The sequence below is a fragment of the Microbulbifer agarilyticus genome, assembly GCF_020171345.1.
GTDB lineage: Bacteria > Pseudomonadota > Gammaproteobacteria > Pseudomonadales > Cellvibrionaceae > Microbulbifer > Microbulbifer agarilyticus_D.
The window spans coordinates 272,104-294,141 of the sequence record NZ_JAIUZM010000001.1 but is presented as its reverse complement, the minus strand read 5'-3'; the positions used below and the strand labels follow the sequence as shown (position 1 = coordinate 294,141).

Genomic DNA, 22,038 nt, shown 5'->3' with positions numbered 1-22,038 from the left:
CCCCTCTAGTCTATCTTTTCATTATGCCATTCCGATTTGCACGCCGGTGCCAGAAAGGGACACTGGATTCCTGGCGGGGAATGGCAAATTCCATGAAATATCATTTCAGAATTTGGGGACGTCTCGTAGTCGGACCAAAAGTCCGCCGAGCAGGGATTGCAAGGTTACTCACTCGCATCATGGCGCGAAAAATTTACACCACGGACGATCAACTACTGGGCAGCTATCTGCAGAATCTTTTGCAGTCTGCGGGCTATTCGGTTTTGACGCAGAAAACGCGGGTAGAGTCTGCACAGGGCGGACACGGTTTTGGGGCGGGGAACCTGAACTGGCATTCCGAGCTCTGGCTGATCCGCGACGCCGATCTCGCCAGTGCCCAGCAGGTGTTGCAGCAGGCACTTTCCAGGGAAAGTGCCTGAGGCCGTTTTCGTTACATCTTTTTCCTCGAGTTACATTTTCTCGAGTGTCTCGATACCCAGCAGGCCCAGGCCGGTAGACAGGGTGCGCGCCACTAGGTCACACAACTGCAGCCGGCTCTGCTTCTCTTCTTCCGTCACACCTTCTTTCAGTACCGGGCAAGCCTCGTAGAAGGCCATGTAGGCGCTGGCCAACTCATACAGGTAAGTACACAGCACGTGCGGGAAGGTGTCTTTCGCCACCTGATCCAGTACTTCACCAAATTGATTCAGTTTGATGGCCAGTGCGCGCTCCGCATCGGTACCCAGGGTAATGGTACCGGTCAGCGCGGATGGCTCAACGCCGGCGCGACGGAAGATGCTGCGTACACGGGTGTAGGCATACTGCAGGTAAGGTGCGGTGTTGCCCTCAAATGCCAGCATCGCATTCCAGTTGAATACGTAATCGTTGGTGCGGGTCTTGCTCAGGTCCGCGTACTTCACCGCGCCGATACCGACCACGCGGCCGATCTCGGCCTGCTCCTCGGTACTCAGCTCCGGGTTCTTGCCGGCGACCAGTGCGGTGGCGCGTTCAACGGCTTCGTCCAGCAGGGCGGCCAGTTTCACGGTGCCACCGCTACGGGTTTTAAACGGCTTGCCGTCGTCGCCCATCATGGTTCCGAAGGCGCAGTGTTCCAGCGTCTGGCTGTCGGCGATGTAACCGGCTTTGCGTGACACGGTAAAGGCCTGCTGCAGGTGCAGGGACTGGCGCGCGTCCACCACGTACAGGATGCGGTTGGCGTTCAGGGCATTGGCGCGATAGCGGATGGCCGCTAGGTCGGTGGTGGCATAGAGGTAGCCGCCGCCTTTTTTCTGGATGATCACCACGCTCGGGTTGCCTTCCTTGTCGGCCATTTCCGGCAGGAAGGCCACAATCGCGCCCTGGTCTTCCACCGCGATACCGCGGTCCAGCAGGTCTTTCACCAGTACCGGCAGGTCGTCGTTGTACTGGCTCTCGGCGTATACGTCTTCCCGCTTCAGGGTGACACCCAGCTTCTGGTAGATTTCTTCCGCGTGGCTGATGGAGATGTCGATAAAGCGCTGCCACAGTTTCAGGCAGTCGGCATCGCCACCCTGCAGTTTCACCACGTATTCGCGGGCGCGGTCGGCAAAGCCTTCCTCCTCGTCGAAGCGCACCTTGGCTTCACGGTAGAAGACTTCCAGGTCCGCCAGGGCCACTTCCGCGTCCTGGTTTTCCATCTGGTCCGCCAGGTGGGCCAGCAGCATGCCGAACTGGGTGCCCCAGTCGCCCATATGGTTCTGGCGAACCACCTTGTGCCCCTGGAACTCCAGCAGACGGGCGAGGGCGTCGCCGATGATGGTGGTGCGCAGGTGGCCCACGTGCATCTCTTTGGCGAGGTTGGGGTGGGAGTAATCCAGTACCACGGTTTCGGGGCTGGCGACAGCGGCGATGTTCAGGCGCTCATCGGCGCGCGCGGCCGCAAGGGTTTCGCCCAGCCAGGCTTCCTTCAGGTGAATGTTGATAAAGCCGGGGCCGGCGACCTCGACCTTCTCGATCATGGGCTGCTCGCCCAGGTTGTCGATGATCTTGGCCGCCAGCTCGCGTGGGTTGGTGCCCACTTTCTTGGCGGCGGCCATAGCACCGTTGGCCTGATAGTCGCCAAAGCCCGCCTTTTTGGCCGGGGCGACCGCCGGGCTGCACTCCGCGGGAATGCCCGCGTTGGTCATGGCGGTCTGGAAAATGTCGTTAAGTTGCTGGCGAATATTCATAGGTGGGCGTTATCCCGTGGACGTTCTGGACAATATAGAAGAAGGCGGGATTTTAATGGGCGGCGAAGGCTTTGCAACCTGCGCGGTGCACGCGAGCTGAGGTAACATGGCGCGCAGTTGAAGGATTCAGGGGAAAGACATGTCCGGCAAGCCGTCTGGCACCACACTGTACTGGCACGATTACGAGACCTGGGGCGTCGACCCGGGTGCGGATAAACCCTCTCAGTTCGCCGGTATTCGCACCGATGAGGACCTGAATATCGTCGGTGACCCGCTGATGATTTATGCCAAGCCCACCAGTGACTGCCTGCCCCAGCCCATGGCGGCGCTGGTGACTGGGCTGGCACCGCAGAAGGCGTTTGCGGAAGGTCTGCCGGAAATCGATTTTATCCGGAAGATCCTCGATGAACTGGGGGCGCCGGGTACCTGTGGCGTGGGCTACAACAGCCTGCGTTTTGACGATGAGGTGACCCGCCACACCCTGTACCGCAACCTGCTCGACCCCTACGAGCGCGAGTGGAAGTCCGGCAACAGCCGCTGGGACATCATTGATATGGTGCGCCTTACCTATGCACTGCGCCCCGAGGGCATCGTCTGGCCTGAGCGCGACGGCGCCGACGGTACCCGGGTACCTTCCTTCCGCCTGGAAGAGCTGACCGCGGCCAATGGCATCAGCCATGAAGGGGCGCACGATGCGCTTTCCGATGTGCAGGCCACCATCGATATGGCGCGCCTGATTCGCGAGAAGCAGCCCAAACTCTACGATTATGTGTACAAGCTGCGTCGCAAGCAGGAAGTGGCGAAGATCCTCAATCCGCGCGAGCGTAAGCCCTTGCTGCATATCTCCGGCAAGGTGCCCGCCAGCCATGGCCACCTGACCTACGTGCTGCCTCTGGCCATGCACCCGGTGAACCGCAACGCGGTCATCTGTGCCAACCTGGCCATGGACCCGCAACCGATTCTGGATCTGGATGCCGAGCCGCTGCGCGAGCGCCTGTACACCGCGCGGGACAAGTTGGCAGAAGGGGAACTGCCCGCGGGCCTGAAGCTGATCCATATGAACCGCTGCCCGGTGTTGGCACCGGCCAATATGCTGTCGGATGAGCGCGCGGCCGAACTCAAGATCGACAAGGAGGCCTGCCGTGTGAACTGGCAGGCACTGCAGGGCCTGGACCTGACGGAAAAACTGCACCAAGTGTTCCTCGATGGCGAGTTCCCGAAAAAGGATGTGGAGGCGCGGCTGTACGACGGCTTTATGAACGACGCCGACCGCGATACCTGCCGCCAGCTGCACAATGCGCTGGCCAGCCGCGGCCCCGAAGCGCTGGCGGCAGAAGTGCCATTTTCCGATGCGCGCCTGCCGGAGCTGCTCTTCCGCCTGCGCGCACGCAATTTCCCGCAGACCCTGAACGAGGAGGAGCAGGAGCGCTGGGAAGAGTGGCGCTACCAGCGCCTGACGGATCCCCAGTTTGGCGCCAGTATTACCATGGAGCCGTACTTTGAGGAGATTGCGCGCCTGCGGGAGGAGTACCCGGAGCGCAATGCGCTGTTGGATCAACTGGAAGCTTGGGGCGACGCGCTGCTGGGCTGAGCTGCTGGGCTAAGTTGTAGCTACTATTCAAGGCGTACTTGTCCAGACGTACTATTCCAAACAGGGCCCGCCGCGTAGAATACCGCCCGCTAAGCCGCCGGCGATCCCGGCGCAAACCTGTGCATAAAGTGGAGCATCAATGGACTTTATCGGCGCCAATATCCTTTCCGTCAGCCAGTTTGAGCGTGGCGACATCGACCGAATCTTTACCGTAGCGGACACCATGGTCCCTTACGCGCGCCGGGAGAAAGTGACCCGCGTACTTGAGGGCGCAATCCTCGGCAATATGTTTCTCGAGCCCAGCACCCGCACCCGGGTAAGCTTCGGCTGCGCCTTCAACTTGCTCGGCGGCACCGTGCGCGAGACCGTGGGGGTTTCTGCCAGCGCCATGGCTAAGGGCGAGTCCCTGTACGACACTGCGCGGGTGCTTTCCGGCTATTCCGATGTGATTTGTATGCGTCACCCGCAGGCAGGCTCGGTTGCCGAGTTTGCCGCTGCCAGCCGGGTGCCGGTGGTGAATGGTGGTGACGGTGCCAATGAACACCCCACTCAGGCGTTGCTCGATCTGTACACCATCCGCAAGGAGCTGGAAGGCAAGGGCGGTTCACTGGATAACTTCCGTATCGCCATGATCGGCGACCTCAAATACGGCCGCACGGTGCACTCCCTGTGCAAGCTGCTGTGCCTGTTTAAGAACGTACAACTGGTATTTGTTTCTCCGGAAGAGCTGGCCATGCCGCCGGCGGTGATCGAAAAACTGCGTGAGGCCGGCCACCAGGTGACGGTTTCCGACCAGCTGGAGCAGTCCATCAAGCATGTGGATATTGTGTACTCTACCCGCATCCAGGAAGAACGCTTTGAATCCCAGGAAGAGGCGGACCGCTATCGCGGGCGCTTCCGTTTGAACCGCGATATTTTCACCCGTCACGCGGAGCCCAATACGGTCATCATGCATCCGCTGCCGCGGGATTCCCGCGCGGAAGCCAATGAACTCGACCCGGACCTGAACGAGCACCCGAGCCTGGCCATTTTCCGTCAGACCGACAACGGCCTGCTGGTGCGTATGGCCCTGTTTGCGATGCTGCTTGGGGTGGAAGACAAGGTGGATCAGTACGCGCGGCCGATTACCTGGCAGACGCGGCGGAACCAGATCTGACGTAAGCAGATTTAATGCTTGCGTAGAAAATCAGACATAAAAAAACCGGCAATTTGCCGGTTTTTTTATTTTTTTATGAAGGGTGCGTTGGGCGATCAGATGTCGGCCAGCGCCTTGCGCACGGTGGCGAGTTTCACACACAGGGTGAATACCGCCATGGCCGTGTCCAGCTCTTCCAGTGGCGGGAAGCTCGGGGCGATGCGGATATTGGTGTTTTCCGGATCTTTGCCATACGGGAAGGTGGCGCCTGCCGGGGTCAGCTTGACGCCCGCTTCTGCGGACAGGCGAATCACTTCAGAGGCAACGCCCGGACGGGTGTTGAAGGAAACAAAGTAACCGCCCTGCGGTTTTTCCCATTCGCCCAGATCGGTATCGATGAAGTTTTTATCCAGGTGCTCGAGTACACAGGCAAACTTCGGGCGCAGAATTTCTGCGTGCTTTTGCATGTGGTCTTTCAGCTGGGTCAGCTCCGGGAACAGGCGCGAGTGACGCAGCTGGTTCACCTTGTCGGGGCCGATGGTCATGGCAGACATCTGCTGCTTGATCGACGCCAGGTTAGCCGGGCTCGCGCTTACAAAGGCCACACCTGCGCCGGCGTGGGTCACCTTGGAGGTGGAAGCGAACTGCAGCACCGAGTCAGCGGTGTCGTTACTCAGTGCCGCTTCGCGGATATTGGGCAGGGTTACCTGGTGGTCCAGATCGTGGATCGCGTAGGCGTTGTCCCAGAAGATACGGAAGCCCGGGTTGGCAGTCTTGCCCAGCTGCGCGAGGCGGTTCACGGTGTCCTCGTCGTAGGTTACGCCGGTAGGGTTGGAAAACTTGGGTACACACCACAGGCCAATGATCTGGTCGTCTTCGCGAATCTTTTGCTCCAGTACATCCATGTCCGGACCGGTGGCGGTCATGGGCACGGTGTCCATAGTGATACCCAGCTGCTCACAAATGGTGAAGTGGCGGTCGTAGCCGGGAACCGGGCACAGGAACTTAGGCGCGCTCATGTCTTTCCACGGCTGGTTGCCAGCAAAGCCGAATAGGTAGCCGGTGAGCACCGCGTGGTACATCAGAGTCAGCGAGCTGTTGCCGCCGGCGAGCACTTCTTCAAACGGTACCTGCAGGATATCCGCTCCCAGCTCGCGGGATGCGGCGATGCCTTCGAGGCCGCCGTAATTGCGGGTATCGGTGCCATCAGGGGCACGGTAATCACCGGTCAGAATGCCGTCGAGGCTGTCGGAAAGGGAAAGCTGGTCTGCCGCCGGTTTACCGCGGGTCAGGTCCAGGCTCAGGTTGTGCTGGCAAATTCGCTGGTACTGTTGCTCCAGGTCTTTTTCCCACTGTTGCAGCTGGTCGCGATGAGCTGTTTCGATACGCACGGACTTTCCTCTTCTCTATCCAAACTATTTGGCGATTTAATTCGGAGCGGGAGCTTATCAGCAGTGGGTGGAAGCCGTCATGTTTTCAGTAATTTTTTTACAGAAAAAACGTCAAAATCCGCGGGGATTCGGCAGAAAATTTGTTGCAGCTGAAACGGACTGTAGCAATGTCCATTCAGTGCTAATTGGCGGGGGGCGGGGCTGGTGCGTATGGCCACTGCTTGGTGTTGCTATTCAGTGTTTTTGTGCCGCCAGGTGGCGGAAGTCGGAAGCGAATTCCAGCAGGGTCTCTTTCATGTGGGCGCGCTGCTCGGGAGTGGTGCTTTCCAATATCCCTGTGGCCAGCGCTCTCCCCTGGTCGCGCAATGCATCCTGCATTTGGCGGTAATCTTTTGGCCACAGTGCCTGCGGGTCGATCAGCAATTCACGCAGTGTGTTTTCGTACCCTTGCGGTTTGTTGCGTAACGTGTCGAGGAAGGTATTGGTCCAGAGTTCGCGCTGAGCAATTCGACGTGCGGGGTCAAACTTGGTATTGGCCACCTGTTCGTCGATCATGGTTTGCTGCCCGGCGGTGAGGTCTCCCAGCCAGCGTTCCGCTTGTTTGCGAAACTGCTTCTCGCGTTTGCGCTGCGACTTATCCCATTTCTTTAGCGACTTTTCCCGCTCTTCACGCGCGTTTTCGGACAACTGGTTGATTTGACTGTCATCCAGCTCCACCAGGATGGGCAGCAGCAGGTCACTCAGCATGATTACGGAGGAGTGCCAGAACTCATCCACCTGCTGTTCAATTTTATTCAGGTTTTCCGGACTGGCGTCGGGAGAATCAACCTGTGCCGCCAGTTGTTCCATGTAGTCGGCGTAGCGCGGCAATTGCGTCTGGCGATGCCAGCGGTGGAATTCGTCGACCCGCTGGGAAAGAAGTTCTTTTTGCGGGCCTTCCAGGTTCAGATATTTATTCAGCGTGCGGTCCATCCACCAGTCGAGATGACCGTAAACCAGGCGCACACTGGAACACCCGGACAGCGACAACAGAAGCAGGGCAAGCAACAGGGTGGCGATGCGTGCGTAGTAGCTGTTTCTGTTTGGCAAAATCGCGGTGTTCATGGCGTTAAATATAGTTGCTGTGCCACGCCACCGCATAGGCCATGTGCTAAAGGGCCGCCTAATTAATCCAAACTTCGACGCGGCTGTTTTTTACTGGTCCCTGCTCGCTATCGGCGGTAAGCGGCGCGAAGGCACCGACCGACATAATCTGGCTGTCTCCCATCTGGTGGTCACGCAGCAGGGCGCCCTGAACCTTGAGCGCGCGGAAGCGGGAGATGAGGTCGGAAATCGTTTCGCTGGATTTGCGATCGGAAAAACCCACCAGCGTCAGAGATAGGTCGCGATTTTCTTCTTCAGACATATAGTCCCGTAATCGGTGCAGGTCGCGCAATGCACGGTTGTCGAGCTCGGTACTGCCGTTGGCAAAGCGGAACGAGATGCTGAGCCGCGATCCATTTTCCATCAGCGTTCGGTAATTTTCCGGCGCGTTTGCAAACGGTGCCATCTGTAAGGCAACCGGCGTCAAATTGATAAAGCCGATATCCTCGACGATTCGCTGGCCGGCGTGGGATTCTGCAAAGTGCAGGAAGGCGTCGACCTGCGGATTGAAGCGGCCCGGGTTTCGGTACAGGTACAGCCGACGGGTGAGGGGAAAGTCCTCGGTTGCGATGATGCCGCGATTGGGCACTACCGCGGCCAGTTCGCCAGATTTGATTGCGACCTTAGGTAAGCCTGTAGCATCGGCGAATGGCAGGTAGCCGATGGCGGCCGGGTTCCGCACGACCAGGTCGCGCATTTCTTGGTTGCCAGATACTTCGTACACAAAGGGTTTGGCCGGGCGGCTGCCGCCAAACACTTCGCTGTCGAAGGTGGAGCGGGTGCCAGACTCAATGTCTCGATGTAGCGGGCGAATGGGCTGGTCATCACCGCCCAGTTGGGCCCAGTTGCGGATCTCGCCTGTGTAGATTTGCGCCAGTTGCGCAAGGCTCAGTCGCTTGATGGGATTGTCCTTGTGCACTGTGATCACCAGCGCATCCAGGCCGATCACGTGCTCCGCCTGGGCACTGGTAAAGTCCCCAAGGCGGGCCAGCATTTCGACTTCTTTTGCCTTCACGCGGCGTGAGGCCATAGCGATATCCGCGCTATCCCCATTGAGCGCCTTAAATCCGGTACTGGAGCCGAGGGCGACTATCGGCACAACCACCCGCTCATGTTGCAGGTGTGCGTCGATCCAGTGTTTTTCTCCCTGGCCGCGTTGACGGATATCGGTGGCGCCGAGGGAGTGTAGATATTGTTTCACCAGTGCCGGTGCCAGATCTGCGCCGAAGGTATTGGAACCCGTCATGCGGAACAGTACCCGCGCATCACCGCTGTCGGCGGCTTTTGTGACGCCGGTGAGCAGTAGGCTCGTCAGGGCTATGATAAGCAGCAGTACTGCGACGGTAAGTTTTCCCTTGTGTGTCTGACTGAGTTCCATCCTGTCTCCTCTCTCTTCACTAGATTCCTCGAAAGACGTCCCGCGCGGCGAATCATTGCCTGTCGTGCGCTGCGGGCGCGCGCTTTATCGCAGAAAAATGTGACAGATTTATTTCAGTCAATTGGAACATGGAGCACATCATATACACCGGACTGGCCAGCGAGCAGCCTAGGAGGTGGGGTGGTCATTCTTTGAACTGTCTTCCGGTGTGTCTGCTCACCTAGCGAGGAATTCGCTGTTTTCCCACCAGTTGGTTCGTAAAACAGGCATATACTGGTCTGACTCTTTGTAGGTTTTTTGAAAAAAGACATGACAACGCTGTCATTTGTCTTGTAGTATTTCTGCATACACAGATTGGTACAGGCGTCACTGGCGCCTCGCCGGAATCCCCTGGGGCGCAAAACCTGCGGTGGGGAGCTCCGGTAAGGAAACATAACAATAGAAATCTTAGGGGCCGGTTAGATGGTTGCTTTGAGAGACAGCAGGGACATACTCTTTATTGGCGTCGATGGCGGCGGTAGCAAATGCCGCGCATCCATCTTCGATGCCGACAATCGCCTGCTCGGTACCGGGGTCTCAGGGCCCGCAAACCCCCTGCATGGTTACGCGCAAACCATTGATTCCATCGTGCGTTCTGCCGCCCTGGCGGTGACGGATGCTGGTTTGCCCGCCGAAACCCTCGGTGAGTTGGTGGCTGGTGTTGGCCTCGCCGGGCTCAACATGCCCCGTCTCTACAACGAGATGAATGCCTGGGCGCACCCCTTCAAACAAATGTTCCTCACCACTGACCAGCACTCCGCATGCCTGGGCGCCCATCGTGGCGGCGACGGCGCGGTCATTATTGCTGGCACCGGCTCTGTCGGCTACTCCTGGGTCAATGGCCGCAGTGAGATTATTGGTGGCCACGGCTTCCCCCACGGCGATAAGGGCAGTGGTGCCTGGCTGGGCATGGAGGCGGTGAAGTACCTGCTGATGGCAATGGAAGGTCTCGCCGAAGACTCCATGCTCAAGCGCGAGTTGGAAGCGGTACTCGACACCAGCGATCCCTACGACGTAATTGAGATGATGGCCGGCAAACCGTCCAGCCAGTACGCCAAGCTGGCCGTGCCGGTGGTGGAGTGCGCCGAGGCCGATTGCCCGGTTGCTGCATCGATCATGCGCGATGGTGCCGCTTACATCAGTGATCTTGCGGATAAGTTGATGGAAGGCAAGTCGCCTCGCCTGGCCATGATCGGCGGCTTGGCACCGCGCTTGAAGCCCTGGCTGAAGCCACATGTCGCAGAACAGGTTTCTGACCCACTGGACCCGCCGGAACTGGGTTGCGTTTACTTTGCGCAGCACTCTCTCGCGGCCCTGGGTGGCAGTGATTCTGGCTCCGGTGATGAGGTTGAGGCCAAAGCGCTCTTTGGATGAGCGCCGCAAGTCGTTAGAACACACAGGTTGTCGGAAGGCCGCAGTGCGCCTGAAGACACGGTCAGATACAAGTTACGGATAGATTTTATGAGTGCAGTGACCTCTGGTGAGGCCAACAAGGTGGATGCTTCTATGGCAATGACTGTAATGGAACGCGAGGCCCGTGAAGCCCCGAGCCGGGTTGCCGAGCAACTGAAAAACAATGCGCCGATCATGGAAGCGCTGGGTGAGCGTTTGCGCAGCAAGCCGCCGCGTTTTGTGATGATCGTCGGCCGTGGTTCTTCCGACCATGCCGGTGTGTTTGCCAAGTACCTGATCGAAATTGAGACTGGTACCCCGACTTTCGCCGCGGCACCTTCGGTGTCCAGCGTGTATGGCAAAAAACTGAAGCTGGAAGATGCGCTGGTTATCGTTATCTCCCAGTCTGGCCGCAGTCCGGACATCCTCGCGCAGGCGCAAATGGCGAAAGACGCCGGTGCCTACACCGTCGCGCTGGTCAATGATGAGACTGCACCGATTAAAGATATTGTCGACCAGGTTGTGCCGCTGAAGGCCGGCCCGGAACTGGCGGTTGCCGCAACCAAGAGCTACCTGTGTACTCTCTCTGCGGTGCTGCAGCTGGTCGCCAACTGGACGCAGGATGCCGAGCTGATGGCCGGCGTTGAGATGTTGCCGCAAACCCTCACCGATGCGGTTGAGTCCGATGTACAGCTGCGCCCGGAAGATCTGGCCGCTGTGAAGAACTTGGTTGTACTCGGCCGCGGCCCTGGCTACGGCATTACCCGCGAACTGGCACTGAAGCTGAAAGAGGTGTGCAGTGTGCACGCGGAATCTTTCTCCAGTGCGGAGTTCCTGCACGGTCCGGTAACCCTGGTGGAGCAAAAACTCACCGTAGTGAACGTGCCGATTGAAGACGAATCCTATCAGGCGCACAGCGAACAGATCGCTGACATTATCCGTCGCGGCGGCACCCTGATTAATCTGCATGTACCGAGCAAAGGTGTACACCCGCGGGTTGCGCCGCTGGCATTGCTGCAGCGCTTCTACATCGATGTTGCCCACGTGGCGGTGAGCCGCGGTATCAATCCGGATGAGCCGGCGGGTCTGAAGAAAGTGACACAGACGGTTTAATTGCAGTAATCCAGGACGCGGGGCAAGACAGTGGCACAGGCATATATCGCCGAGCAGCTTTTTGATGGCGAACAACTCCGCAGGGACGTGGCGCTGACCATCGACGGCGGCAAGATTGTCTCTTTGGGTGGTGCGCCCGTGTCCGATGCAGTCCGTCTGCGCGGATTACTGGCGCCGGGCCTGATTGATGTTCAGGTGAACGGTGGCGGCGGTGCCCTGTTTAACAACGACACCAGCGTGAATGCCCTGGGTAAGATGTCGGCTGCCCACGCGCGCTTCGGCACTACCGGTTTTGTGCCCACCCTGATTACCGATCAGGTGGGGGTGATGCAGAAGGCCGCAGACGCGGTCGCTGCCGCGCTAAAAGAGGGTGTGCCCGGTGTGCTGGGCGTGCACTTTGAAGGGCCGCATTTGAGCGCGCCGAAAAAGGGTACGCACGAAGAGTGTTTCATTCGCCCGCTCAGCGACGAAGAGCTGGCGATTTATGCTCGCGATGATCTCGGCCTGAAGGTGGTGACCCTGGCGCCGGAAAATGTAACGCCGGAAGATATCGCCAAATTGGTATCGCTGGGCGTGAAGGTTTGCCTCGGGCATTCCAATGCCGACGGCAAGACTGCTGCGGCAGCCGTCGCCGCTGGCGCGACCGGATTTACCCATTTATACAACGCCATGTCGCCGTTGCATTCGCGTGACCCGGGCATGGTCGGCACCGCACTGATCAGTGACGGTTGCTGGTGTGGCTTGATTGCCGATGGTCACCACGTAAGCGCCGAAGCCATGACACTGGCGCTGAAAGCCAAGCCGCGCGGCAAGATTATGCTGGTGACTGATGCGATGTCACTGGTTGGCAGTGACGAGATGAGTTTTCCGTTGTTCGATCGCGTGGTGACGCGCGATGGCGACAAGCTGACCTCCACCACCGGTGAGCTGGCGGGGTCCCACCTGGATATGATTGGTGCGGTGCGCAACATTCGTGACTGGTGTGGTGTCGAGCTGAGTGAGGCCCTGCGTATGGCAGGATTGTATCCCGCCCAGTTTCTCGGTTTTGACGGCGGACGCATTGCGGAGGGGAGTGCGGCCGACATGATTTTACTGGACGACGATGGCCAGGTGCGCAAAACCTGGATCAGCGGACAGGAAGTGTTTTCCGCAGACTGACCATCTGCATACATACAAAAATTGATGACGAATTTTATTAACGCTAGATAACGATAATTAAAGGTGACTCTATGAATACCGCAGTTATTAGCCAGAGCGAAACGCGCAGCAGCGTTTTGCCGATGGTGATCATCGGCCTGCTATTTTTCATTTTTGGTTTTGTTACCTGGCTGAACGGTGCCCTGATTCCGTTCCTGCAAACTATTTGTGAGCTGAGTGCCTTTGAGGCGATGCTCGTGGCTTCCGCTTTCTATATAGCCTATACCGTGATGGCGTTGCCCATGGCCGCGATTATCGAGCGTACCGGCTATAAAATCGGTATGGCACTGGGCCTTGCTTTGGTTGCGGTGGGTGCCCTGATCTTTATCCCAGCGGCTTACAGCCGTATGTTTGGTATCTTCCTGCTCGCGCAATTTGTTGTGGGCTCTGGCCTCACTATTCTGCAGACCGCGTCTAACCCGTACGTGGTGAAAGTTGGCTCCCCGGAAACTGCCGCGGTGCGTATTTGCATCATGGGTCTGCTGAACAAGGGAGCGGGTATCGTTGCACCGCTGGTATTTACTGCTCTGGTTATGTCCGGCATTAGCGGTGTAAGCGATGCGGAGCTGTCCGCCCTTGCCGCAACCGCAAAAGATGCCAAGTTGGATGAGTTGGCGGGTCAGTTGGTTACCCCATACATCGGCATGGCAATTCTCGGTTTTGTGTTGGCGGTAGCGATGATGTTCGCTCCGCTGCCGGATATCGAAGATGAAGCCATCGAAGGTCAGGAAGAGATGGCGGTAAACCTGCCTGCGTTGCTGAAGTTCCCGCAGCTGATCCTGGGATCCATTGCGCTGTTCTTCTACGTGGGTGTTGAGGTAATTGCCGGCGATGCTATCGGCCTGCTGGGTAAGCAGGCGGGCCTGGATACGGCGGTGGCTTCTGTGCTGACGTCCTACACCATGGTGTTTATGGTGTTGGGCTACCTCTGGGGCACCGTTGCCATCCCACGCTTTATTAGTCAGCAGGCCGCGCTGCTGATCTCCGCGGTGCTGGGTATCCTGTTTACCATTGCGGTGATGACCGGTTCTCTCGAGAGTACCGCGATGTCCTCTGCAACACTGGCTGTATTTGGCTTGCCTGAAATTCCCAACGCAGTTTACTTCGTTGCACTGCTGGGCTTCGCCAATGCCATGTGTTGGCCGGCAATCTGGCCGCTGGCGCTGGATGGTCTGGGCAAGTTCACCTCCAAGGGTGCCGCCCTGCTGATTATGGGTATCTCCGGAGGTGCGGTTCTGCCGCCGCTGTACGGCCACTTTGCCGATACTGGTGATGGTCAGCTGGCCTACGCCATCGCCATCCCGGCTTACCTGTTTATTCTTTTCTACGCCCTGAAAGGGCACAAGATGCGCAGCTGGAAGTAATCCTTCCCGCTGTTGTCATCGCAACAGTCAGTTTTATGTTTTCTCTTTGGTTCTCGTCATCTTTGCCCTCCTTGTGAGGGCTTTTTTTTGTGTGAAATTCGGGGCGGGGAAGGGAGGCGCATGCCGACTGGCATGCGCCGAGGCTGATTAGCTCGGGGAGTCTCCGGTGGAATCGCGCACCAGCAGCTCCGGGACAAACTTCTTGGTAATGCCTGCTTCCTTGTTGGCGGCAGCGCTTTCCGCAGCACCTTTACTGCGCGCTTTATTCAATACCAGCGCGGCGGCACATTTGGCGATTTCATTGTTGGGCTGGTGTGCGGTGGTCAGTTTCGGCCAGGTCTGGCGGGAGAAGGGGCTATCCTCGAAACCGACGATAGAGAGTTGCTCCGGGATCTCGACATGCATCAGGCGTGCGGCAAACAGCGCGCCCGCCGCCATTTCATCGTTACTGGCAAAGATGGCCGTGGGTGGGTTGTCGCTTTCAAGTAGTGCCTTGGCGCCGGCTACACCTGAGTCAAAAGAGTACTCACCTGGGATGACCAGTTCCGGGGCCAGATTGATGCCTGCTTGCTGCAGCGCCTGCTTGTAGCCGTCCAGACGTCCGTGGGTCGACACGTGCTCCTCGCCACCGGAGAGGAAACCGATGCGTTTGTGGCCGTGGTCAATCAGGTGCTGGGTAATATCGAAGGCTGCCGCCGTATCGTCGACCTGAATACAGTTCTCTTCGTCGCCCTCAGCGGCACCACTGGAAACAATCCGCACGTAGTCGAGGCCGAGCTTGTTGATTTCATCGATGACCGACTGGGTCTCGGAGAAGGGTGGGGTTAGCACCACGCCGGCAACTTTGGAGTGCTCCACCAGAGCGCGCAATTCGTCGTTAACTGTGTCGGACTTGGCGTTGCTTGGGTGGATAAGTAGCTCGTAACCGCGCGCCTTGCAGGCCTCGAGAATACCGTTCTGCATGTCGATCACGTAGTAGGCGTTTGGGTTGTCGTAGATCAGTGCAATGGTGTAGCTGCGGGTGCCCGCCAAGTTACGGGCGGCCAGGTTCGGTTGGTAATGAAGTTCTTCAACCGCATCCATCACTTTCTTGCGGGTGGCGGGTCGTACCGAGGGTTCATTGTTGATTACCCGGGAAACGGTCTTGATCGACACCCCGGCCAGTGCGGCCACATCGTTGATGGTGCTTTTCATGTCTGGCGTTTTCCTTGTCTTTGCCTAACCCGCAAGTTTAACCGGTTCCGCGCCGCGCGACGATGGCCTCACAGTCATTCACGCTTCATTGAGTTTGCTTCTGTGCATGTCACGGTGACCGGCGTGGAAAAAAACTACAAACCTAATTGACACCCCTCGTCAACTGTGTGACTCTCTCGCCAATTTGACAGCGTTGTCATTTCGCTCGGTGGCTCTCGCTCAGGGGTGTGAAAGTCGCGAGCTATACGGGTAAATAACAATAACCGGTGCCCGCATCCCCAGTGTTGGCGCCACTTTCCGGGGATCGCTATGCACTCTGACACTTCTTCGTCTCAACCACTTTCACAGTCACCTATCTGGCGCGCGTTGCAGGCGCAGGCCGCTGAGTTCAAGCAGGCATCGCTGAAGAGCCTGTTTGCTGCAGATCCACAGCGGGCCGAGCGGTTTTCACTCGAGCTGCCGGAATTCTTGCTGGATTTCTCCAAAAACCTGTTCGACCAGGAGGTTTTTGTAAATTTATTACGCTTGGCTGAAGAGGCTGGGCTGTCTCGGTGGTGCACAGATTTCTTCGCCGGCAAGCCAATTAATGCAACCGAGGGCCGGGCAGTGCTGCATCCCGCACTACGTGGGGGGTTGCAGGCAGATATTGAGATTGATGGGGATTCCGTCACGGCCCAGGTCGAGGCTGAATTGGAGCGCTTGAAAAAGTTTGTAGTTTTACTACATAATGGAGCCCTGAATGGCTATCGGGGTAAAAGGTTTACCGATGTAGTCAATCTTGGGGTTGGAGGCTCCCATCTCGGGCCGCAAACCACCATCGAAGCGCTGCGAGCCCACCGGAAGGGCGATGTCGCAGTGCATTTCGTTTCCAACGTGGATGGAGCCCAGCTCACGGATGTGCTGGCCGGCCTGGATGCCGATTCGACACTATTTATTGTCTCGTCCAAGACGTTTACGACCAGCGAGACAATGACCAACGCCCGCAGCGCACTTAAGTGGCTACAGCGGGCGATGCCGGAAGTAGATGGGGAGGCGCTGTTGCAGCAGCACTTTGCCGCAGTGACTTCCAGTCCCGACAAGGCGGAGCAGTTTGGGGTGTTGCCAGAGCGGACTTTCCGCTTCTGGGATTGGGTTGGGGGGCGCTTTTCGCTCTGGTCCTCGATCGGTTTGCCAATTGCGATCGCCTGCGGATTTGAGAATTACCGCGCGTTGCTGGATGGGGCTGCGAGCATGGATGAGCACTTCCGCGAGGCACCGCTGGAAGCCAATGCGCCGGTCATCATGGCGCTGCTGAGTGTCTGGTATTGCACTTTTATGGGATACCCGGCACACGCCGTGCTGCCCTACGAGCAGGCACTGCATATGTTGCCTTCGTATTTGCAGCAGGCGGATATGGAGAGTAACGGCAAATCAACCACCCGCGCCGGGGTGGCGGTGGATTATCCCACCGGCCCTCTGATCTGGGGGCAGACGGGTATCAATGGGCAGCATGCGTTTTATCAGTATCTGCACCAGAGCCCGGAAGTGGTGCCAGCGGACTTTATTGGCAGCGTGGCGCCCGGGCACGACCTCGATGGTCACCACGAAATTCTGCTGGCAAACATGTTTGCCCAGAGCCAGGCACTGATGAACGGTGTGGATGCCGAGTCAGTGGCGAGTGAGCTGGCAGCCAAGGGGCTGTCGCAAGAAGAGATAAAAAGGCTCACCCCCTTCAAGGTACACAGGGGTGGAAAGCCAAGTACCACAATACTCTTGAAGGAATTAGACCCCCGATCACTGGGAGCACTGATTGCACTCTATGAGCACAAAATTTTTGCGCAGGGTGTGATTTTGCAAATTTATTCTTTTGACCAGTGGGGAGTGGAACTGGGTAAGGGGCTGGCGAACAAACTGGAGCCGAAACTGGCTGCGGGAAATTTGACCGGCGAAGACAGTTCTACGACGCAACTGATCGAATACTACCGCCGGAAAAAGAACGGCGCGGTTACGTCCACGGAGCTACCGGAAGTTGCGGTGGCTGAGCCTGCTGGAGAACAGGCTTAACAACAACGTGTGGCGGGCCGATAAAAAACGAAGAGTTGATTAAAAATGGCAAACCAAACAGTGGTAAACAGTCGCATACAAGCGGTGACCGACAGGATTATTCGCCGCAGTGAAGAAACCCGGGCCAAGTATCTGGCCCAGGTTGAGCGCGCGCAGGGCAAAGGTCGGGCACGTCACAATCTGGCGTGCGGGAACCTCGCGCATGCGATGGCAGCATCTAGCGATCACGACAAAAATCTGATCGCATCCGGACAGGGACCGAACCTGGCCATCATTAATGCCTACAACGATATGTTGTCTGCGCATCAGCCGTACGGCGCTTATCCCGATATGCTGAAGGCCGAGGCCCTGCGCAATGGTGCAACCGCACAGGTTGCCGGTGGTGTGCCGGCGATGTGTGACGGCGTGACCCAGGGGCAGCCGGGCATGGAGCTGTCGCTGTTTTCCCGTGATGTCATTGCCATGGCCACGGCCATTTCACTGTCCCACGACATGTTTGATGGTGGCCTGTACCTCGGCATCTGCGACAAGATTGTTCCGGGGCTGGTTATTGGTGCTCTGTCATTTGGTCACCTGCCTGCGGTATTTGTCCCCGCCGGCCCAATGCCTACCGGTCTGTCAAACTCGGAAAAAGTGCGCGTTCGCCAATTGTATGCCGAGGGCAAGGTAGGTCGTAAGGAACTGCTGGAAGCGGAAAGCGCTTCTTATCACAGTGCCGGTACCTGCACCTTCTACGGCACCGCCAACAGTAACCAGATGCTGGTGGAAATCATGGGGCTGCAGTTGCCGGGTAGCTCCTTCGTTAATCCGGGTACGGAATTGCGCGATGCGCTGAACCACTCTGCCGTGAAGCAGCTGGTGCAGATTTCCGAGCCCAGCAACTACACACCGATTGCCAAGATTCTTACCGAAAAAGCGTTTGTGAATGGCATTGTCGGCCTGCATGCGACTGGTGGCTCCACCAACCACACCATGCACTTAATCGCGATGGCGCGCGCTGCCGGTATTCAGATCACTTGGCAGGACATGGCCGAGCTATCCGAAGTGGTGCCGCTGCTGTGTCACGTGTACCCGAATGGTACCGCCGACATCAACCACTTTGCGGCTGCAGGTGGTATGCAATTCCTGATCCGCGAATTACTGGGTGCCGGTCTGCTGCACAACGACGTCAGCACCGTGCTTGGTGATTCAGGTATGGAGCCTTACACCTACGATCCATTCCTCAATGATGACAAGACTGGCCTGGTATGGCGCCCGACCGCAGAAGAGTCTGGTAATTCGGACATTATTCGCCCCGCGAACGATCCGTTTTCTAGCCACGGCGGCCTGCAGTTGCTGAAAGGCAACTTGGGTAACAGTGTGATCAAGGTGTCTGCACTGAAATCACCGCAACTGAAAGTTACCGCTCCGGCAGTGGTGTTTAACAGTCAGGATGATCTTCTGGATGCGTTCAAAGCGGGCGAGCTGGAAAAGGACTTTGTCGCGGTGGTGCGCTTCCAGGGTCCGCAAGCGAACGGGATGCCGGAGCTGCATAAACTGACGCCGTCTCTCGGCGTTCTGCAAGATCGTGGCTTCAAGGTAGCGCTGGTTACCGACGGCCGCATGTCTGGTGCCTCTGGCAAGGTACCAGCGGCAATCCATCTGTCTCCAGAAGCTCTGGAAGGCGGCATGGTTGCCAAAATCCAAGATGGCGACCTCATCGAACTCGATGCGGAAGCCGGTGTTCTCAAAGTACATGTAAGTGATGAAGAGCTGGCGGCACGAGCGCCAGCGGAATGCGATTTGTCTGGCAATGACACAGGCATGGGTCGCGACCTGTTTGTCAATATGCGCAAGCTTGCGAGCGGCGCGGAAACCGGTGGTAGCATTCTTTTTTAAGTTGAAATTTACGCGGGATCTTTAGCAACAGATGCCCGCGTCTTTGTTTGAGAGCAGAGCAATGGCAAAAGCATTCGACATGGTACTGTTTGGTGGCGGCGGAGATCTGTCACTGCGCAAATTAATTCCCGCGTTGTACCGCGCATTTATCGAAGGTGGCCTCGACAAGGGCACTCGCATTTTTCCGGTATGTCGTCGCCCGGAAGATGCCGATGCATACATGAATACCGCACAGCAGGCGCTGAAAACCCACCTGCGCGACGGTGAGTACTCGGATAAGCAATGGAAAGCTTTCAGTCCGCTGCTGCGCGCGGTTGCCCTGGATATCTCCAAGCCCGATGAGCAGTGGGATGTATTGGTAGATTTGCTGGGCAACGATATCGAGCGCACCCGTCTGTTTTATCTGGCGATTCCGCCGGCCGTGTTCGGTCCCTGCTGTGAAAACCTGTCTGTCAAAGGTTTGATTCACGAAAACTCCCGCGTTGTGGTAGAGAAGCCACTGGGCTACAACGCCAAAACCTCTGACGAAATTAACAGCAAGATCGCAGAGTACTTCCGCGAAGAAAGTATTTTCCGTATCGACCACTATCTGGGAAAGGAAACGGTCCAGAACCTGTTGGCGCTGCGCTTTAGCAATGTACTGTTCGAGCACCTGTGGGACGCCAAGACCATTGAACAAATTCAGATCAGTATTAATGAAACAGTGGGCCTCGAAGGCCGTGCCGGTTTCTACGATGACACTGGCGCAATGCGCGACATGGTTCAGAACCACCTGCTACAGCTGTTGTGCCTGATCGCGATGGAATCGCCCAACAGCATGTCTGCCCGCAATATCCGTTCCGAAAAAATCAAGGTGCTGGAAGCACTGCGTCCGCTGACCGACGACGATGTCGATGAAAATATTGTGCGTGGTCAGTACGTGGCCGGCGGCCTGGGCAAAGAGCTGGTGCCGGGCTATCTGGAAGAATTGAAAGCGCCCAATAGTACAACCGAAACGTTCGTTGCCATTCGTGCGCATATCGACAACTGGCGTTGGACCGGCGTGCCGTTCTATCTGCGCACCGGCAAGCGTATGGAAGAGCGCTGTGCGGAAATTGTTATTCAGTACAAGAATGTTTCCCATAGTGTGTATCAGCCGGAAGCGGGTGAGGTGTTGCCAAACCGCCTGGTGATTCGCCTGCAGCCCGAAGAGAGCATCAAGCTGGTACTGATGGCGAAAAAGATGGACAGCCTCACCATGGAGCTGCAACCAGTTGAATTGAACCTGTCACTGTCTGAAACCTACGACAGCTTCAAGAGTGATGCTTACAAGCGCCTGATGCTGGATGCGGCGGCGAATAATTCGGCGCTGTTTATCCATCGCGACGAAGTCGCGGCGGCGTGGGCATGGGTCGATCCCATCATGGATCGCTGGCGCGAAACCAACAACCAGCCGCAGCTTTATCGTGCGGGTACCTGGGGGCCGCAGGCCTCCAATCAACTGTTGGCGGAAAATGGCCACCACTGGTTTAACCCTTAATCGAAATATTCAGTGAAAGAATTAATTTCAAAATCGGTCACAAGACATGGTTGAAGAAAAGTTTTTTGCAGATAGAGAGCGCCTGACACTGGCGCTCGCCAACGAGTGTGCTGCTGCACTGCACGAAGGTATTAAGGCGAACGGCCAGGCGACGTTCCTGGTGAGTGGCGGAAGCTCGCCCGAACCGGTTTATCGCGAACTGTCTCGTCGACCACTCCCGTGGGAGAAGGTCAACGTAGCCTTGGTGGATGAGCGCTGGGTCGAGAAAGACGAAGCGGGCAGTAATCTGGCATTTATTTCAAATACCCTGCTGCAAAACGAAGCAGCCAAGGCTCCGTGTCTGGGTATGAAAAATTCTGCGGCCACGCCGGCGGCAGGTGAGGCGGATTGTGAACGCGCCTTTCAAGAGTTGCCGCGTCCTTTCGACGTGTGTGTGCTGGGCATGGGTAACGATGGCCACACCGCTTCCTTCTTTCCCTACGCGGAAGGATTGGAAGAGGCGCTCGATCCGAAAAGTGAAAAGCTGTGCAAAGCCATTACTGCGAAACAAAGTGCGGTCACCGGTGTGCACACAGAACGCATGACACTGACACTTGCCGCAATTTTGCAGGCAAAAGAAATCAAACTGCTGATCTCCGGTGAAGAGAAGCTGAAAGTATATCGCCAGGCACTGCTGGGCGACGACGTGCTGGAGATGCCAGTACGCAGCATTCTCAAACAGGGATCAAAGCCGGTCACTGTGTACTGGGCACCTTAATCTATTGGGCCCTGGATCATTTGAATAACAACGAATTAGGCAAGTTTTAGGAATTGACCATGCAAGAGAGTCTTGTACCCGTATTGGAGCAGGCTGGCGTAGTGCCGGTAATCGTGATCGATAACGTGAGTGATGCACTGCCGCTGGCGCAGGCACTGGTAGAAGGTGGCCTGAACGTACTGGAAGTCACTCTGCGCACCGAAGCGGCGCTGGCCGCGGTAGAAGAAATTGCCAAGCATTTGCCGGATGCGCACGTAGGTACGGGCACCGTATTGAATGCTGGTGACATCCGCCGCTCCGTGGATGCCGGCGCGACCTTTATGGTGAGCCCGGGTGCGACCGACGCTCTGCTGGATGCCGCTGCTGACGTCTCGGTACCCATGTTGCCGGGCGCTGCCAATCCATCCGACGTTATGCGCCTGTTGGAGCGTGGTTATGGCTACCAGAAGTTCTTCCCCGCGGAAGCGGCCGGCGGTGTGCCGATGCTGAAGTCCATCGGTGGTCCGCTGGGCCAAGTCAAGTTCTGCCCCACCGGCGGCATTGGTGCCAAAAATGCGATGGACTACCTGAACCTGTCCAACGTTGTTTGTGTTGGCGGTTCCTGGATGGCGGCCCCGAAACTGGTGGCAGAAAAGAACTGGGCTGAGATCACACGTCTCGCGAAAGAGGCGTCCCAGTTGAAAGGCTGATTCAGTCTCAACGGATTCGAGAATTTCAA

17 protein-coding genes are annotated in these 22,038 nt (G+C 57.4%); 12 read left to right on the top strand and 5 right to left on the bottom strand.

Going from position 1 to position 22,038, the window contains the following annotated elements:
• The first annotated feature begins 179 nt into the window (after window positions 1–179).
• The gene (locus LCM31_RS01170) at window positions 180–419 is read left to right on the top strand and encodes a DUF2007 domain-containing protein (protein ID WP_224866855.1); all 240 of its coding nucleotides are present in this window, start codon (window positions 180–182) and stop codon (window positions 417–419) included.
• Window positions 420–449: 30 nt separating this feature from the next.
• On the opposite strand, the gene argS is transcribed toward LCM31_RS01170, so the two are convergent.
• Entirely contained in the window at window positions 450–2,186 is a 1,737-nt protein-coding gene (gene argS / locus LCM31_RS01165) for an arginine--tRNA ligase (protein ID WP_224866853.1), read from the bottom strand.
• A gap of 139 nt (window positions 2,187–2,325) precedes the next feature.
• Between argS and sbcB the strand changes: the two genes are divergently transcribed.
• Complete coding sequence (sbcB, locus tag LCM31_RS01160) at window positions 2,326–3,777, top strand: exodeoxyribonuclease I (RefSeq protein WP_224866852.1); 1,452 nt, start codon at window positions 2,326–2,328, stop codon at window positions 3,775–3,777.
• A gap of 139 nt (window positions 3,778–3,916) precedes the next feature.
• Window positions 3,917–4,933 carry an aspartate carbamoyltransferase gene (locus tag LCM31_RS01155; RefSeq protein WP_224866850.1) on the top strand — a complete coding sequence of 339 codons (1,017 nt, stop codon included), beginning with the start codon at window positions 3,917–3,919 and terminating at the stop codon, window positions 4,931–4,933.
• Window positions 4,934–5,028: 95 nt separating this feature from the next.
• Here the strand turns inward: LCM31_RS01155 and LCM31_RS01150 are convergent, their stop codons facing one another.
• The 3 genes from LCM31_RS01150 to LCM31_RS01140 all read right to left on the bottom strand — a co-directional run bounded on the left by LCM31_RS01150 (window position 5,029) and on the right by LCM31_RS01140 (window position 8,824).
• The gene (locus tag LCM31_RS01150; RefSeq protein WP_224866848.1) at window positions 5,029–6,303 is read right to left on the bottom strand and encodes an aminotransferase class I/II-fold pyridoxal phosphate-dependent enzyme; all 1,275 of its coding nucleotides are present in this window, start codon (window positions 6,301–6,303) and stop codon (window positions 5,029–5,031) included.
• Window positions 6,304–6,537: 234 nt separating this feature from the next.
• Window positions 6,538–7,392 (bottom strand): DUF6279 family lipoprotein, encoded by an 855-nt coding sequence (locus LCM31_RS01145; protein WP_224866847.1) that lies wholly within the window; start codon window positions 7,390–7,392, stop codon window positions 6,538–6,540.
• Between the two features lie 73 nt (window positions 7,393–7,465).
• Window positions 7,466–8,824: a substrate-binding domain-containing protein gene (locus LCM31_RS01140; RefSeq protein ID WP_224866845.1), complete on the bottom strand. Its 1,359-nt coding sequence runs from the start codon at window positions 8,822–8,824 to the stop codon at window positions 7,466–7,468.
• A gap of 462 nt (window positions 8,825–9,286) precedes the next feature.
• Between LCM31_RS01140 and nagK the strand changes: the two genes are divergently transcribed.
• The 4 genes from nagK (at window position 9,287) to LCM31_RS01120 (ending at window position 13,929) form a co-directional block, all read left to right on the top strand.
• Complete coding sequence (gene nagK / locus LCM31_RS01135; protein ID WP_224866843.1) at window positions 9,287–10,237, top strand: N-acetylglucosamine kinase; 951 nt, start codon at window positions 9,287–9,289, stop codon at window positions 10,235–10,237.
• 87 nt (window positions 10,238–10,324) lie between these two features.
• On the top strand, window positions 10,325–11,368 hold the full coding sequence (gene nagB-II, locus LCM31_RS01130; protein WP_224866841.1) for a glucosamine-6-phosphate deaminase NagB-II: 1,044 nt from the start codon (window positions 10,325–10,327) through the stop codon (window positions 11,366–11,368).
• Window positions 11,369–11,398: 30 nt separating this feature from the next.
• Window positions 11,399–12,526, top strand: coding sequence for an N-acetylglucosamine-6-phosphate deacetylase (gene nagA / locus LCM31_RS01125; RefSeq protein WP_224866839.1), 1,128 nt, complete (start codon window positions 11,399–11,401; stop codon window positions 12,524–12,526).
• Between the two features lie 71 nt (window positions 12,527–12,597).
• Complete coding sequence (locus tag LCM31_RS01120; protein ID WP_224866837.1) at window positions 12,598–13,929, top strand: sugar MFS transporter; 1,332 nt, start codon at window positions 12,598–12,600, stop codon at window positions 13,927–13,929.
• 147 nt (window positions 13,930–14,076) lie between these two features.
• On the opposite strand, the gene LCM31_RS01115 is transcribed toward LCM31_RS01120, so the two are convergent.
• Entirely contained in the window at window positions 14,077–15,123 is a 1,047-nt protein-coding gene (locus LCM31_RS01115; RefSeq protein WP_224866835.1) for a LacI family DNA-binding transcriptional regulator, read from the bottom strand.
• 309 nt (window positions 15,124–15,432) lie between these two features.
• Between LCM31_RS01115 and pgi the strand changes: the two genes are divergently transcribed.
• From pgi to eda, 5 genes are all read left to right on the top strand, one after another.
• Window positions 15,433–17,166 carry a glucose-6-phosphate isomerase gene (gene pgi, locus LCM31_RS01110; RefSeq protein WP_224866833.1) on the top strand — a complete coding sequence of 578 codons (1,734 nt, stop codon included), beginning with the start codon at window positions 15,433–15,435 and terminating at the stop codon, window positions 17,164–17,166.
• Between the two features lie 45 nt (window positions 17,167–17,211).
• Window positions 17,212–19,044, top strand: a complete 1,833-nt coding sequence (gene edd, locus LCM31_RS01105; protein ID WP_224866831.1) for a phosphogluconate dehydratase — start codon at window positions 17,212–17,214, stop codon at window positions 19,042–19,044.
• A gap of 61 nt (window positions 19,045–19,105) precedes the next feature.
• Window positions 19,106–20,563, top strand: a complete 1,458-nt coding sequence (zwf, locus tag LCM31_RS01100; RefSeq protein ID WP_224866829.1) for a glucose-6-phosphate dehydrogenase — start codon at window positions 19,106–19,108, stop codon at window positions 20,561–20,563.
• A 46-nt stretch (window positions 20,564–20,609) separates the two neighbouring features.
• Entirely contained in the window at window positions 20,610–21,320 is a 711-nt protein-coding gene (gene pgl, locus LCM31_RS01095; RefSeq protein ID WP_224866827.1) for a 6-phosphogluconolactonase, read from the top strand.
• Between the two features lie 59 nt (window positions 21,321–21,379).
• On the top strand, window positions 21,380–22,009 hold the full coding sequence (eda, locus tag LCM31_RS01090) for a bifunctional 4-hydroxy-2-oxoglutarate aldolase/2-dehydro-3-deoxy-phosphogluconate aldolase (protein ID WP_224866825.1): 630 nt from the start codon (window positions 21,380–21,382) through the stop codon (window positions 22,007–22,009).
• Window positions 22,010–22,038: the final 29 nt, after the last annotated feature.

Bases quoted from the DNA above. Each gene is read 5' to 3' on its own strand.
- LCM31_RS01155 (WP_224866850.1), top strand. From the start codon at position 3,917: ATGGACTTTATCGGCGCCAATATCCTTTCCGTCAGCCAGTTTGAGCGT.
- sbcB (WP_224866852.1), top strand. From the start codon at position 2,326: ATGTCCGGCAAGCCGTCTGGCACCACACTGTACTGGCACGATTACGAG.
- LCM31_RS01140 (WP_224866845.1), bottom strand. From the start codon at position 8,824: ATGGAACTCAGTCAGACACACAAGGGAAAACTTACCGTCGCAGTACTG.
- LCM31_RS01115 (WP_224866835.1), bottom strand. From the start codon at position 15,123: ATGAAAAGCACCATCAACGATGTGGCCGCACTGGCCGGGGTGTCGATC.
- LCM31_RS01120 (WP_224866837.1), top strand. From the start codon at position 12,598: ATGAATACCGCAGTTATTAGCCAGAGCGAAACGCGCAGCAGCGTTTTG.
- pgi (WP_224866833.1), top strand. From the start codon at position 15,433: ATGCACTCTGACACTTCTTCGTCTCAACCACTTTCACAGTCACCTATC.
- zwf (WP_224866829.1), top strand. From the start codon at position 19,106: ATGGCAAAAGCATTCGACATGGTACTGTTTGGTGGCGGCGGAGATCTG.
- LCM31_RS01170 (WP_224866855.1), top strand. From the start codon at position 180: ATGGCGCGAAAAATTTACACCACGGACGATCAACTACTGGGCAGCTAT.
- pgl (WP_224866827.1), top strand. From the start codon at position 20,610: ATGGTTGAAGAAAAGTTTTTTGCAGATAGAGAGCGCCTGACACTGGCG.
- nagB-II (WP_224866841.1), top strand. From the start codon at position 10,325: ATGAGTGCAGTGACCTCTGGTGAGGCCAACAAGGTGGATGCTTCTATG.
- edd (WP_224866831.1), top strand. From the start codon at position 17,212: ATGGCAAACCAAACAGTGGTAAACAGTCGCATACAAGCGGTGACCGAC.
- argS (WP_224866853.1), bottom strand. From the start codon at position 2,186: ATGAATATTCGCCAGCAACTTAACGACATTTTCCAGACCGCCATGACC.
- nagK (WP_224866843.1), top strand. From the start codon at position 9,287: ATGGTTGCTTTGAGAGACAGCAGGGACATACTCTTTATTGGCGTCGAT.
- eda (WP_224866825.1), top strand. From the start codon at position 21,380: ATGCAAGAGAGTCTTGTACCCGTATTGGAGCAGGCTGGCGTAGTGCCG.